Annotated in this window: 13 protein-coding genes and 1 pseudogene; 13 read left to right on the top strand and 1 reads right to left on the bottom strand. The window is 41.2% G+C overall.

Features of this window, described 5'->3' with window-relative positions; translation table 11 throughout:
* Positions 1-35 precede the first annotated feature (35 nt).
* The 13 genes and pseudogenes from D8805_RS08220 to D8805_RS08160 all read left to right on the top strand — a co-directional run bounded on the left by D8805_RS08220 (position 36) and on the right by D8805_RS08160 (position 13,495).
* Complete coding sequence (locus tag D8805_RS08220) at positions 36-728, top strand: YjjG family noncanonical pyrimidine nucleotidase (RefSeq protein WP_125416738.1); 693 nt, start codon at positions 36-38, stop codon at positions 726-728.
* A gap of 64 nt (positions 729-792) precedes the next feature.
* A complete protein-coding gene (locus D8805_RS08215) occupies positions 793-1,548 on the top strand; it encodes a DUF4336 domain-containing protein (RefSeq protein WP_125416736.1) in 756 nt (251 codons plus the stop codon).
* 11 nt (positions 1,549-1,559) lie between these two features.
* Positions 1,560-2,213 (top strand): uracil-DNA glycosylase, encoded by a 654-nt coding sequence (locus tag D8805_RS08210; protein WP_084976263.1) that lies wholly within the window; start codon positions 1,560-1,562, stop codon positions 2,211-2,213.
* 9 nt (positions 2,214-2,222) lie between these two features.
* Positions 2,223-2,687, top strand: coding sequence for an NUDIX hydrolase (locus tag D8805_RS08205; protein WP_001135768.1), 465 nt, complete (start codon positions 2,223-2,225; stop codon positions 2,685-2,687).
* Positions 2,688-2,699: 12 nt separating this feature from the next.
* Positions 2,700-3,968: a dihydroorotase gene (locus tag D8805_RS08200; RefSeq protein WP_125416734.1), complete on the top strand. Its 1,269-nt coding sequence runs from the start codon at positions 2,700-2,702 to the stop codon at positions 3,966-3,968.
* A 41-nt stretch (positions 3,969-4,009) separates the two neighbouring features.
* On the top strand, positions 4,010-5,365 hold the full coding sequence (locus D8805_RS08195) for an MATE family efflux transporter (RefSeq protein ID WP_125416732.1): 1,356 nt from the start codon (positions 4,010-4,012) through the stop codon (positions 5,363-5,365).
* Between the two features lie 153 nt (positions 5,366-5,518).
* Positions 5,519-6,487 carry a thiamine pyrophosphate-dependent dehydrogenase E1 component subunit alpha gene (locus D8805_RS08190; RefSeq protein WP_125416730.1) on the top strand — a complete coding sequence of 323 codons (969 nt, stop codon included), beginning with the start codon at positions 5,519-5,521 and terminating at the stop codon, positions 6,485-6,487.
* Positions 6,488-6,503: 16 nt separating this feature from the next.
* Entirely contained in the window at positions 6,504-7,496 is a 993-nt protein-coding gene (locus tag D8805_RS08185; RefSeq protein WP_125416728.1) for an alpha-ketoacid dehydrogenase subunit beta, read from the top strand.
* A 656-nt stretch (positions 7,497-8,152) separates the two neighbouring features.
* Complete coding sequence (locus D8805_RS08180; protein WP_125416726.1) at positions 8,153-9,196, top strand: dihydrolipoamide acetyltransferase; 1,044 nt, start codon at positions 8,153-8,155, stop codon at positions 9,194-9,196.
* A 43-nt stretch (positions 9,197-9,239) separates the two neighbouring features.
* Positions 9,240-10,943: a dihydrolipoyl dehydrogenase gene (lpdA, locus tag D8805_RS08175; RefSeq protein ID WP_125416724.1), complete on the top strand. Its 1,704-nt coding sequence runs from the start codon at positions 9,240-9,242 to the stop codon at positions 10,941-10,943.
* Between the two features lie 59 nt (positions 10,944-11,002).
* Positions 11,003-11,992, top strand: coding sequence for a lipoate--protein ligase (locus D8805_RS08170; RefSeq protein ID WP_125416722.1), 990 nt, complete (start codon positions 11,003-11,005; stop codon positions 11,990-11,992).
* 183 nt (positions 11,993-12,175) lie between these two features.
* A pseudogene (tnpA, locus tag D8805_RS08165) lies at positions 12,176-12,640 on the top strand (IS200/IS605 family transposase).
* Positions 12,641-12,853: 213 nt separating this feature from the next.
* Complete coding sequence (locus tag D8805_RS08160; protein WP_125416720.1) at positions 12,854-13,495, top strand: hypothetical protein; 642 nt, start codon at positions 12,854-12,856, stop codon at positions 13,493-13,495.
* Positions 13,496-13,574: 79 nt separating this feature from the next.
* Here the strand turns inward: D8805_RS08160 and xerS are convergent, their stop codons facing one another.
* Positions 13,575-14,645, bottom strand: a complete 1,071-nt coding sequence (gene xerS / locus D8805_RS08155; protein WP_000817873.1) for a tyrosine recombinase XerS — start codon at positions 14,643-14,645, stop codon at positions 13,575-13,577.
* Between the last annotated feature and the right edge of the window lie 56 nt (positions 14,646-14,701).

The following is a 14,701-nucleotide window of genomic DNA, read 5'->3' as shown; positions in this document are numbered from 1 at the left end:
TAATGTTCTTAATGAACTTTCAGAAAGGAAACTCAATGCCCTACAAATTTCTACTCTTCGACCTCGACCACACCTTGCTTGATTTTGATGCTGCTGAGGATGTGGCACTGACGCAACTTCTAAAGGAAGAAGGAGTTACGGACATTCAAGCCTATAAAGACTATTATGTTCCTATGAACAAGGCTCTCTGGAAGGACTTGGAGCAAAAGAAAATCAGTAAACAAGAACTGGTTAACACGCGCTTTTCTCGTCTATTCGCGCATTTCGGACATGAAAAAGACGGTAGGTTACTTGCCCGGCGATACCAATTTTATCTCGCCCAGCAGGGACAAACTCTTTCAGGCGCTCATGAACTCTTGGACAGCCTCATTGAGAGAGATTATGAGCTATACGCTGCGACAAATGGGATTACTGCCATTCAGACGGGCCGTCTGGCTCAATCTGGTCTGGCTCCCTATTTCAACCAAGTCTTTATCTCTGAACAGTTGCAAACGCAAAAACCTGACGCACTATTCTATGAAAAAATCGGTCAACAGATTGCAGATTTCAGCAAAGAAAAGACGGTTATGATTGGAGATTCCCTAACGGCTGATATTCAAGGCGGAGTGAATGCAGGAATTGATACAATCTGGTTTAACCCTCATTACCTCGAAAATCACACGCAAGCCCAGCCGACCTATGAAGTCCATTCTTATCAAGACTTGCTGGATTGTTTAGATAAACTGTAAAAAGTGGTTTCAATAGCCACTTTTTGCTATAATAGAGGCAGTAAAAATAAAGGAATAGTAAACGATGTCAAGACCAGAACTTTCTCTTTATGAACCCTTGTATACACTAAAGGAAGTTGATCAAAATATCTGGATAGCAGATGGTGACTTGATACAAATGGACTTGAAGGTCTTCAAACTTCCTTTTCAGACACGTATGACGGTGATTAAGTTAAATGATGGCAAACTTTGGATTCACTCTCCGATTGCGCCAAATGAGAAACTGTTTACCGAACTGGATGCTTTGGGCAGAGTCGCTTACCTGATTTCACCCAATAAGATTCACTACGCCTATATTGCAGATTGGAGAAAAAGATATCCTCATGCGCAAGCATGGTCTAGTACAGGAGTTGAAGAGAGAGCGAAAAGACAGAATGTCAAGGTAGAATTTGATGCTCCTTTAACAGATAAGGCTCCTGACCTATGGTCTGATGAGATTGATCAACTTATTTTTAAGGGAAGTTCTGTGATTGAAGAAGTGGTGTTTTTTCATAAATCGACTAAAACACTCATTGTAACGGACCTTATAGAGAATTTTGAACCAGAAAAGATAGCTAGTCCAATCCGAAGAAGAATCTATCGTTTAGCCCGTGTAACATCTCCTGATGGACAAACTCCTATCGATTATCGGATGACTTTTTTTAGGAGACAAATAGATGCAAAGGTTTCCTTTTCCCGCATGTTAAACTGGAAACCGGATAAGATCATTCTTGCACATGGTTTATGCTTTTTTAAAAATGGTACGGATGAATTAAGACGTGCCTTTAGATGGATACGATAAAGGAGGGAAAGATGCAACACTCATCTTGGCATGCTTTGATTAAGGAGCAATTACCTGAAGGTTATTTCGGGAAAATCAATCAATTTATGGAACAGGTCTATGCTCAGGGAACTGTCTATCCACCTAAGGAAAAAGTTTTTCAGGCTCTCTTGACTACACCACTTGAAGAAGTTAAGGTGGTGATTCTAGGGCAAGACCCCTATCACGGGCCAGGTCAGGCACAGGGCTTGAGTTTTTCTGTTCCTGACTCTATCCCAGCGCCACCGTCCTTGCAAAATATCTTGAAAGAATTGTCAGATGATATCGGGGTTAAGAAATCACATGATTTGACCGCTTGGGCTGAGCAAGGAGTCTTACTTCTCAATGCTTGCTTGACGGTTCCTGCTGGTCAAGCCAATGGTCATGCTGGGCAGATATGGGAGCCTTTTACAGATGCTGTGATTCAGGTGGTCAATAATCTAGACAGACCTGTAGTCTTTGTACTCTGGGGTGCTTATGCACGCAAGAAGAAGGCCTTGGTTACCAATCCTCACCATTTGATTATCGAATCAGCTCATCCCAGTCCTTTATCTGTTTTCAGAGGATTTTGGGGTTCCAAGCCTTTTTCTAAGGCTAATGCATTTTTAAAAGAGACAGGACAAGTGCCAATTGATTGGCTTAGATAAGGAGAGAATATGCCTCAGTTAGCGACGATTTGCTACATTGATAACGGAAAAGAACTGCTCATGCTGCATCGCAATAAGAAGCCCAATGATGTCCATGAAGGCAAATGGATTGGTGTGGGTGGTAAGCTGGAGCGAGGGGAGACTCCTCAGGAATGCGCTGCGCGTGAAATTCTCGAAGAGACAGGCCTCAAAGCCAAGCCAGTACTTAAAGGTGTTATCACTTTTCCAGAATTCACACCAGATCTAGACTGGTACACCTATGTTTTTAAGGTGACTGAGTTTGAGGGTGACTTGATTGACTGCAATGAGGGGACGCTGGAATGGGTCCCCTATGATGAAGTCTTGAGCAAGCCAACTTGGGAAGGTGACCACACCTTTGTTGAATGGCTTTTAGAGGACAAACCCTTCTTTTCAGCAAAGTTTGTTTATGATGGGGATAAATTGTTGGATACCCAAGTTGATTTCTATGAATAAAGGAGAAAGCAGATGTTACTAATCAAAAATGGTCGTGTAATGGATCCCAAGTCTGGTTTGGATCAAGTGTGTGATGTTTTGGTCCAAGATGGAAAAATTGTCAAAATTGCCCCTGAAATCAAGGAAGAAGGAGCAGAGCTAATTGATGCTACTGGTCTTGTAGTTGCGCCTGGACTAGTTGATATTCATGTTCATTTCCGTGAACCTGGTCAGACCCACAAGGAGGACATCCATACTGGGGCACTAGCGGCTGCTGCAGGTGGTTTTACAACGGTTGTCATGATGGCTAATACTAGTCCAACCATTTCGGACGTAGAAACTTTGCAAGAAGTTCTTCAGTCAGCTGCCAAGGAAAAAATCAATGTCAAGACAGTTGCGACTATTACCAAGAACTTTAATGGCCAAGACTTGACAGACTTTAAGGCGCTCTTAGAAGCTGGTGCGGTTGGTTTTTCTGATGATGGTATTCCACTTGAAAGTAGCAAAGTTCTCAAAGAAGCCTTGGAAACTGCTAAAAAACTTGGCACCTTTGTTTGTCTACACGAGGAAGATCCAGGATTGAATGGTATTCTTGGCTTTAACGAAAACATAGCTAAAGATCACTTTAAGATCTGTGGTGCGACAGGGGTAGCAGAATACGCCATGATTGCGCGTGATGTTATGATTGCCTATGCAACCAAGGCCCATGTTCACATTCAGCATTTGTCTAAGGAGGAAAGTGTCAAGGTGGTGGAGTTCGCTCAAGGTTTGGGTGCCCATGTCACAGCAGAAGTAGCACCGCAACATTTCTCTAAGACAGAAACCCTCCTCTTGACACAAGGTAGCAATGCCAAAATGAATCCTCCGCTTCGTTTGGAGTCAGATCGTCGTGCCGTGATTGAAGGTCTTAAGTCGGGCGTCATCACTGTAATTGCGACAGATCACGCGCCTCACCATGCAGATGAGAAAAATGTAGAAGATATCACTAAAGCACCATCTGGTATGACTGGTTTGGAAACCTCTCTTTCTCTTGGTTTGACTTATTTGGTGGAAGCTGGTGAGCTAAGCTTGATGGAATTGCTAGAAAAAATGACTGTCAATCCAGCTAAACTTTACAACTTTGAAGCAGGCTACTTGGCTGAAAATGGTCCAGCGGATATCACCATCTTTGATGACAAGGCTGATCGTACTGTTGGTCCAAACTTTGCTTCAAAATCAGCTAATTCTCCATTTATCGGCGAAACCTTAAAAGGGCAGGTTAAATATACCATCTGTAAGGGACAAATCGTCTACAAAAACTAGATGGGATTCTGCTCTATAAACTATAAGAATAGAGAGCGTATATGTATCCAACCCATCAATTTAAAGATAAGTTTGTCTTATTTCTTAAGATATTTTTTCCTATCCTGATTTATCAATTTGCCAATTATTCTGCCTCATTTGTGGATACAACCATGACTGGGCAGTACAATACTATGGACTTGGCTGGTGTTTCAACTGCAACGAGTCTATGGAATCCTTTTTTCACCTTTTTAACAGGGATTGTTTCGGCCATGGTTCCCATCATCGGCCATCATCTAGGAAGAGGCAAAAAGGAAGAAGTAGCATCTGACTTTTACCAATTTATTTATTTGGCTTTTGGGCTGTCTTTGGTTTTGCTTGGCATGGTGCTTTTTCTAGCGCCTCCAGTTTTAAACCATATCGGACTAGAAGCCCAAGTGGCTGCAGTTGCGGTTTCTTATCTTTGGTATTTGTCTATCGGAATTATTCCCTTGTTGCTTTTCAGTGTTATCCGATCGCTACTTGATTCACTCGGTCTGACCAAGCTATCTATGTACCTCATGCTCTTATTGCTACCTTTAAATTGTGGGTTTAACTATTTATTGATCTACGGTGCCTTTGGGTTTCCAGAGTTAGGTGGAGCAGGAGCAGGGCTTGGAACCTCACTTGCTTATTGGTGCCTACTGGGAATTTCCATCATCATCTTGATTAAGCAGAAAAACCTAAAAGAACTTCATTTAGAACAGGGTGCCCCTCTGAATTTAGAAAGAATTATGGAGGGAATTCGCTTGGGATTACCAATCGGTGGAACTGTTTTTGCTGAAGTCATCATTTTTTCAGTCGTTGGTTTGATTATGGCTAAGTTTTCGTCTATGATTATTGCTAGCCACCAGTCAGCCATGAACTTCTCGACACTCATGTATGCTTTTCCCATGAGTATTTCTTCTGCCATGGCCATCGTTGTTTCTTATGAGATAGGAGCTAAGCGATTTGATGATGCTAAGACCTATATCAAACTTGGACGTTGGATAGCACTGATATTTGCAGGCTTTACATTGAGCTTTCTCTATATTTTGAGAGATGTCGTAGCCAGTTTATATGGAAATAATCCTGATTTCATTGATTTAACATCTACCTTCCTAACTTATAGTCTTTTTTTCCAGTTAGCTGACACCGTTGCAGCTCCTTTACAAGGAATACTGAGAGGCTATAAGGATACGGTTGTTCCCTTCTATCTAGGAGTAATTGCTTACTGGGCTGTTTCCATTCCATTAGGTTTATTCCTAGATCATGTGACAACTTTGGGAGCCTATTCTTACTGGATTGGTTTAATAGCGAGTTTGGTCGTTAGTGCTATCCTCTATCAATGGCGTTTGCAAACAATTATGAAAAGATTTGAAGTTTCCAATGTCAAATAAACTTTGTGAAAAAATAATCTAACTAAAGAAAATCCCTGTTAAAACGGGGATTTATTTTTTTACCTTGTGAAATTTTATCGGTCATATACTTTGACAGTGTATACTAAAAAAGGTAAAATAGTAAGGTAAGTACAAAGTTAGAAAGGCAAGATTATGTCAACTTTAGATAAGAATCTTTTGCTAGAGATGTTCCGTAAGATGGAAGAAATCCGTCGCATGGACTTAAAAATCGCTCAGTTAGTGAAAAAGGGGAAAGTTCCCGGTATGACTCACTTTTCTGTCGGAGAAGAAGCTGCTAACGTCGGAGCAATGCTGGCTCTTAATCCAGATGATCTGATCACCTCAAACCACCGTGGTCATGGTCAAGCTATCGCCAAAGGAATTGACCTCAACGGAATGATGGCTGAAATCCTTGGGAAATACACTGGAACCTGTAAAGGAAAAGGTGGTTCCATGCACATTGCTGACCTTGATGCTGGTAACCTTGGTGCCAATGGTATCGTAGGTGGTGGTATGGGAATCGCTGTTGGTGCAGCCCTCAGTCAGCAAATGCAGAACACTGGAAAAATCGTCGTTTGCTTCTTTGGAGATGGCGCGACCAACGAAGGTGTCTTCCACGAAGCAGTGAACATGGCTTCTATCTGGAACCTTCCAGTCATTTTCTATTGCATTAACAACGGTTACGGTATCTCTGCGGATATCAAGAAAATGACCAATGTAGAGCATATTCATCAACGTAGCGCTGCTTATGGAATTCCTGGAATGTTTATTGAAGATGGAAACAACGTCATCGACGTTTATGAAGGATTTAAGAAAGCTGTAGACCATGTTCGTGGTGGCAATGGACCAGTCTTGATTGAAAGTGTCACTTACCGCTGGCTTGGTCACTCATCATCAGACCCTGGTAAATATCGTACTCGCGAAGAAGTGGAATTGTGGAAACAAAAAGACCCAATTGAAAACCTCCGCAATTACCTTATTGAAAATAACATTGCTAGCGTTGAAGAATTGGAAGAAATCCAAGCACAAGTGAAAACAGCAGTAGAAGCTTCTGTTAAATTTGCTGAGGAAAGCCCATTCCCACCGCTTGAATCCGCATTTGAAGATATTTACGCAGACTAAGGAGAAAGAGATAAAAATGGAAACAAAAACAATGTCCTTCCGTGACACCATTATCCTTGCTATGTCTGAGGAAATGCGTCGCGATGAAAATGTGTTCTTGATGGGAGAAGACGTCGGTGTCTTCGGAGGAGACTTCGGAACTTCTGTTGGAATGCTCGAAGAATTTGGTCCAGAACGTGTCCGTGACTGTCCAATTTCTGAAGCTGCCATCTCTGGAGCAGCAGCAGGTGCAGCCATGACAGGACTTCGTCCAATTGTCGATATGACCTTCATGGATTTCTCGGTTATTGCCATGGACAATATCGTCAACCAAGCCGCTAAAACACGTTATATGTTTGGTGGTAAAGGTCAGGTTCCAATGACAGTTCGATGCGCAGCTGGTAACGGTGTCGGTTCTGCAGCTCAGCACTCTCAGTCTCTAGAGTCTTGGTTCACACACATCCCTGGTCTTAAGGTTGTAGCTCCAGGTACACCTGCTGACATGAAAGGGCTTCTCAAGTCTTCTATCCGTGATAACAACCCTGTTATTATTCTTGAATACAAGTCAGAATTTAACCAAAAAGGGGAAGTTCCAGTTGATCCTGACTACACGATTCCACTTGGAGTTGGCGAAATCAAACGCGAAGGAACGGATGTAACAGTCGTTACTTACGGTAAAATGCTTCGTCGTGTGGTTCAAGCAGCTGAAGAATTAGCAGAAGAAGGAATTTCAGTTGAAATTGTGGATCCACGTACCCTTGTTCCACTTGATAAGGATATCATCATTAACTCAGTGAAGAAGACTGGTAAGGTGGTGCTTGTCAACGATGCTCACAAAACAAGTGGCTATATCGGAGAGATTTCAGCAATTATTTCAGAATCAGAAGCATTTGACTATCTAGATGCCCCAATCCGCCGTTGCGCAGGAGAAGATGTGCCAATGCCTTACGCACAAAACCTAGAAAATGCAATGATTCCAACCGTTGAAAGCATTAAAGCTGCTATCCGTAAAACCTATAACAAAGAATAAAATTGCATAAGATAAATTATGTAAAAAACGGTTTTTGACTTTAGCAACTTGAGATACACTTCGTATCCAACTTATTAGTAAAGTTGCGACAGGAGGGAGTCGAATCGATTATATTCGACGAACGACTTAGTAAGTCTACTAGGTTGACCGCCTAATAGCGGCAACCGTAGTAACTTGAGACACGTTCCGTGTCCAAGTTACTTGTAGAGTTGAACACGGGCTAAAGTCTGTGTGAAAAAGATAAACTTTCCTTGAAACTAAAGTTTCTTCGTCAAGTTTTCTATTTTCACTTTGACTTTTGTATCATTTAATTGAATTCGGACGGAGGTCTGTGAAAAAAAGATAGATTTCCTTGTGTTCATCGAACACATCGTCAATCTCCTATCTTTTCATTGCCCTCTTCGTCCTTAATATCTTATATTCGAACACGGGCTAAAAGCTCGGAAAAAAGATAAATCTTCTTGGCTTTATCGAAGCCTGCGTAGATTTCCTATTTTTCAGTCGCTTTTTACGCCCTTAGTATCATTTAATTGAATTCGGACGGAGGTCTGTGAAAAAAAGATAGATTTCCTTGTGTTCATCGAACACATCGTTAATCTCCTATTTTTTCATTGCCCTCTTCGTCCTTAATATCTTAGTATAGAATTGGAGAGGTCATGGCTGATGACAAGCTAAGAGCGACTCCTGCGGCTAGAAAGTTAGCGGATGATCTAGGTATCAACCTCTACGACGTTTCTGGCTCAGGTGCAAACGGTCGTGTCCACAAAGAAGACGTGGAAACTTATAAAGACACAAACGTGGTTCGCATTTCGCCACTTGCAAAACGAATTGCCCTTGAACATAATATTGCTTGGCAGGAAATCCAAGGAACTGGTCATCGTGGTAAGATCATGAAGAAGGACGTTTTGGCCTTCCTTCCTGAAAATATCGAAAACGACACCATCAAGTCTCCTGCCCAGATTGAAAAAGTGGAAGAAGTTCCAGACAATATCACTCCTTATGGTGAGATTGAGCGTATTCCAATGACACCAATGCGTAAGGTCATCGCCCAACGTATGGTTGAATCCTACCTAACTGCGCCAACCTTCACACTCAACTATGATGTCGATATGTCTGAAATGCTAGCTCTTCGTAAGAAGGTTCTTGAACCAATCATGGAAGCAACTGGTAAGAAAATTACGGTTACTGATCTTCTTTCGCTAGCTGTTGTTAAGACATTGATGAAACACCCTTACATCAACGCTTCATTGACTGAAGATGGTAAGACCATTGTCACTCATAACTATGTCAACCTTGCTATGGCAGTCGGTATGGATAATGGCCTAATGACACCCGTTGTCTATAATGCTGAAAAAATGAGCTTGTCAGAGTTGGTTGTAGCCTTCAAGGATGTCATTGGTCGTACCTTGGATGGTAAATTGGCTCCAAGTGAACTTCAAAATTCAACATTCACAATCAGTAACTTGGGAATGTTTGGCGTTCAGTCCTTTGGTCCAATCATCAACCAACCCAACTCAGCTATTCTGGGTGTAAGTTCGACAATCGAGAAACCAGTTGTTGTCAATGGTGAGATTGTTATCCGACCAATCATGAGTCTAGGATTAACCATTGACCACCGTGTCGTAGATGGTATGGCTGGTGCTAAGTTTATGAAAGATTTGAAAGCCTTGATTGAGAATCCGATCTCAATGTTGGTTTAAGTCAGCTATTGTATTTTAGAGATTTAGATAAAGGAAGTAAGACATGGCCTTAGAAGTAATTATGCCAAAAGCCGGCGTGGATATGACAGAAGGACAAATCGTCCAATGGAATAAGAAAGTCGGGGAATTTGTAAAAGAAGGAGAAATCCTTTTGGAAATCATGACTGACAAAGTCAGCATGGAATTGGAAGCCGAAGAAGATGGATACTTGATTGCCATCCTCAAAGGAGATGGTGAAACTGTCCCTGTAACGGAAGTCATCGGTTACCTTGGTGAAGAAGGAGAAAACATCCCAACTGCTGGAGCAGCTGCACCAGAATCAAAACCTGCACCTGCAGCTAGTGCCTCAAACGACGATGGTAAGAGCGATGATGCCTTTGATATTGTTGTGATTGGTGGAGGTCCTGCTGGTTATGTTGCGGCGATTAAAGCAGCCCAACTCGGCGGTAAGGTTGCCCTTGTTGAGAAATCTGAACTCGGTGGAACCTGCTTGAACCGTGGATGTATCCCAACTAAGACCTACCTTCACAACGCTGAAATCATCGAAAACATCGGTCATGCAGCAAACCGTGGTATCGTCATCGAAAATCCAAACTTCACTGTAGATATGGATAAACTCCTTGAAACCAAGTCTAAGGTTGTCAATACTTTGGTTGGTGGAGTTGCAGGTCTTCTTCGTAGCTACGGAGTTACTGTTCATAAAGGAATTGGTACCATCACTAAAGACAAGAATGTCTTAGTAAATGGTTCAGAATTGCTTGAAACCAAGAAAATTATCCTTGCTGGTGGTTCAAAAGTCAGCAAGATCAACGTACCTGGTATGGAATCTCCACTTGTGATGACCAGCGATGATATTCTTGAAATGAACGAAGTTCCAGAAAGCCTCGTAATCATCGGTGGTGGAGTTGTCGGTATCGAACTCGGTCAGGCCTTTATGACATTTGGGTCAAAAGTAACTGTTATCGAAATGATGGACCGTATTGTTCCAGCTATGGATGCGGAAGTTTCTAAGAACCTTCGCTTGATCCTTGAGCGTAAAGGAATGACCATCTTGACAGGCACAAAACTGCAAGAAATCATCGAGGAAAATGGTCAACTTCGTATTAAAGTTGAAGGAAAAGACGATATCATCGCAAGCAAAGCTCTTCTTTCAATCGGTCGTGTTCCAGATCTTGAAGGTATTGGCGATGTTGAGTTTGAATTGGATCGTGGTCGCATCAAGGTTAACGAATACATGGAAACTTCTGTTCCAGGTATCTATGCACCAGGTGATATCAACGGCACTAAGATGTTGGCCCACGCTGCCTTCCGTATGGGTGAAGTAGCAGCTGAAAATGCGCTTAAAGGAAATCACGTCGTAGCGAAACTCAACTTGACTCCTGCAGCCATTTACACTCTTCCTGAAGTAGCAGCAGTAGGTTTAACAGAAGAGCAAGCTCGTGAGAAATACGATGTTGCTATAGGTAAATTCAACTTTGCGGCTAACGGACGTGCCATTGCTTCTGATGCGGCTCAAGGTTTCGTTAAAGTCATTGCAGATAAGAAATACGGAGAAATCCTTGGTGTCCATATCATCGGTCCTGCAGCTGCAGAATTGATCAACGAAGCGTCAAGCATCATCGAAATGGAAATTACTGTTGAAGAAATGCTGAAGACTATCCACGGACACCCAACATACTCTGAAGTTATGTACGAAGCATTTGCAGATGTTCTAGGAATGGCCATCCATTCACCTAAGAAAAAATAAATCGAAGATAGAATAGACTGGAAAGGTATTTTCCAGTCTCTATCGTATAAAGGGATATCATGAAATACATTATCAATCATTCAAACGACACTGCTTTTAATATCGCCTTGGAAGAATATGCCTTTAAACACCTTTTGGATGAGAATCAAATCTTCCTACTTTGGATTAATAAACCTTCTATCATTGTTGGTCGTCACCAGAATACTATCGAAGAAATCAATCGTGATTATGTCCGTGAAAATGGCATAGAGGTAGTCCGCCGTATCAGTGGTGGTGGAGCTGTTTATCACGATTTAAACAACCTCAACTACACCATCATTTCAAAAGAAGATGAAAACAAGGCCTTTGACTTCAAGAGCTTCTCAACTCCAGTTATCAATACCTTGGCTCAACTTGGTGTTAAAGCTGAATTTACAGGGCGTAATGACCTAGAGATTGATGGCAAGAAATTCTGTGGAAATGCCCAAGCCTATATCAATGGGCGTATCATGCACCACGGTTGCTTGCTCTTTGACGTTGATTTGTCAGTCCTTGCTAACGCCCTCAAGGTTTCAAAGGACAAATTTGAATCAAAAGGTGTGAAATCCGTCCGTGCCCGTGTCACCAATATTGTCAATGAATTACCAGAAAAAATCACAGTTGAAGAATTCCGTGATTTGCTACTGGAATACATGAAAAAAGAGTATCCTGAGATGACAGAATACGTTTTTTCTGAGCAAGAATTGGCCGAAATTAACCGTATCAAGGATACCAAGTTCGGTACTTGGGACTGGAACTACGGTAAATCACCTGAATTTAACGTCCGTCGTGGAACAAAATTCACCAGTGGTAAGGTTGAAATTTTTGCTAACGTCATTGAATCAAAAATCCAAGATATCAAGATTTATGGAGACTTCTTTGGTATCGAAGACGTTGCAGCTGTAGAAGATGTCCTTCGTGGCGTGAAATACGAACGCGAAGATGTTCTTAAAGCCCTAGAAACTATTGATATTACACGCTACTTCGCGGGTATCAGCCGAGAAGAAATCGCTGAAGCGGTAGTAGGGTAAGGAAAAAGAATCCATTTATGATGGATTCTTTTATTATGTGACTTTCAGTCCGTCTCGCTCCGCTAGGTGCGAGACAAATAAACCACCCGCTATGCGGGTGCGCATCGAAGGTTATACCCAAAAAACTCCAAACGCGACCCAATAAAGGTGTCCAAGCCAATTGTAAAGCGAAAGGAGAAAAATATGGCGCAAAAGGCACATAGTTTATCACACACAAAGTGGCACTGTAAGTATCACATTGTGTTCAGCCCTAAGTATAGACGAAAAGTGATCTATAATCAATATCGAAGTAGTTTAGGCGAAATATTTCATCGTTTGTGCAGTTATAAAGGTGTTGAAATTATCGAGGGTCACTTGATGCCAGATCATGTACATATGTTAGTAAGTATTCCACCGAGGATAAGTGTTTCAAGTTTCATGGGGTATTTAAAAGGCAAAAGTGCACTCATGATGTTTGATAAACACGCCAACCTCAAGTATAAGTTTGGGAACCGGCATTTTTGGGCAGAAGGTTACTACGTGAGTACAGTAGGACTTAATGAAGCCACTATTAGGAAATATATCCAAGAATAGGAAAAGCATGATATAGCATTAGATAAATTAAGTGTAAAAGAATATGAGGATCCCTTTAGGGATAGTGGTAAGTAATACTAAAGCCTCTTTAAGAGGCAAGTGACGAGTCAAGAGCAATGAGGCTTGAACAACGTGAAAGCCAGCGTCTTTAGGCGCTGGCTGGTAATTTGGGCTTATAGCCCTGGTGCAAACCACCCGTTAGACGGGTGGTTATGATTAGCTTTAAACTTAATAATCAAGCTGATTAGACCATAATAGTGATGAAAAATGAAAAGGAGTTATTCATTAATGTTAGAAATTCCAGTAGAAAGTCTTAATCTATTTGAACAGTTAGACCGCAATGTTGTTGCTTTTTATAGAAACGAAGAAATTTCTCAAACTGAAAGTTTAAATATAAGCATCACACAAGAACATTATGACAAAAAATACAAAGATCTTCAGCCTTTAGGATACCAAGCTGCTCAAATACCTTTAGGAATGGCTTTAGATAATGTAATCCAGCAAGCTCATTTTCAAAATCTTATAATTGGCGGTCTTCTTCCTGATGAAATCAAAGTAAACAAAGAGGACTTAATGCCTTTAAAAGACATTGTTGATAGTTTTTGTATTATGTATGCTGCAGCAAATAATCGACTTGAAAATAGTAAGGCTTATGAACTTATGAAAGACAAGACAGTGTTCTTTATTGGTAAACTGTTAACTGACGAACTTAAAAATGGTGGCGAAATTTCGTATATGGGAATCGAAAGAAAATCAGCTGATGGAACTTCCTATGAAGCAGTAAAATGTTTTCTAACTAAAGAGAGTGCTGAGCAGTACAATGATTCAGAAAAACCTGTAAGTCCAGCCAACCTAGCCTATCTGCAAGCCTTTTGGGGTAAACCAGTAATTATAGAGCCACACCGTAACTACTGGATTGAGTTTAAATAACTAAAAAACGAAAGATAAAAGGAATTGATCTTTCGTTTTTTAGCGATAGTTAGTTTACATAATTTATAATATGTAATACTTATAAACTATCCAAGGCATTCTTTTGTTCATCATTGACGATATGGGTATAGAGGTCAGTGACTTGTGTACTAGCGTGTCCTAGCTGGTGACTAACCAAAACTTGAGATTTAGTCGCATCATAGAGTCTAGTTGCTAGCGTATGGCGTAGTTTGTGGGGAGTTACTCGGACTTTGAAGTCCTCAGAGTACTTAGCAACCATCTTTTCAACACTAGAAGCATCGATACGATTGGGAACACCTCTGTAAAGTGTCAGAAAGAGTGCTGTATCCGTCTTTTCCGTCTTATAGCGTTGATTTCGAATGGCTAGATAATTCTCTAGATAAGGCTTAGCAAAGGCAGCGACATTGACCGAGTCACGTTTGCCACCTTTTCGTGTGACATCAATAACCATCATTTTGAGATTGAGGTCTCTTAGATCCAGATTAACAGCTTCAGACAAGCGGACACCAGATGCTAGGAGAAGGGCGATAATGGCCAAATCACGTTCTTTATTTTTATTGAATGACGAGAGAGCGCGATTTGAGAGTTGTTGTGGATACTCTTGGTCGATATAAGTCAGAAAACCTTCTGTTTCATCGCCTAGAAAGAGCTTTTGCTTGATGTTTTCAGCTCTGGCAGCAAGGGTTTCTTTCTTTTTCTTGGTTGAAACTTTCTTCATTACATTACGATAGAAATAGGGTTCTCCTTGGTCGTTTTCAACTTCCTCAGTTAAATATTTGTAAAGACTGGAAAGTGCTGACAAGGTTCGATTGATAGTCGTCTGCGAAACACCTTGTTTGGTTGTATTGGCGTTCAGCAAAGGACGTTCTCGTAGATATAGGATAAAGGATTCCATGTCTTTTTTTGTCATATGTTCTAAGACAGATAAGGGGATATCGGCCATTGTATCAACGTTTGAAATGCCAGACTCCAAAACCCAGCTAAAAAATCGATCGTATTCCTTGAGGTATTCGTACAAGGTTGTAAAACTGTAGGGAACAGCAAGCTTAGATTGGTAGTATTCCAAAACATACCAGGGCATGATTTGTTTTAGTTTGTCGATTCGTTCCAGTAAAATCTCACGTTTCATGATTTTCTCCATATATAAGTCTACTAGTAGTATAGCATAGACTTATATATTTTTCA

It is taken from the genome of Streptococcus oralis subsp. dentisani (assembly GCF_003944205.1).
GTDB classification, from domain to species: domain Bacteria; phylum Bacillota; class Bacilli; order Lactobacillales; family Streptococcaceae; genus Streptococcus; species Streptococcus oralis_BH.
The sequence above is the reverse complement of the archived record's forward strand: the minus strand, read 5'-3'. Positions and strand labels throughout refer to the sequence as shown.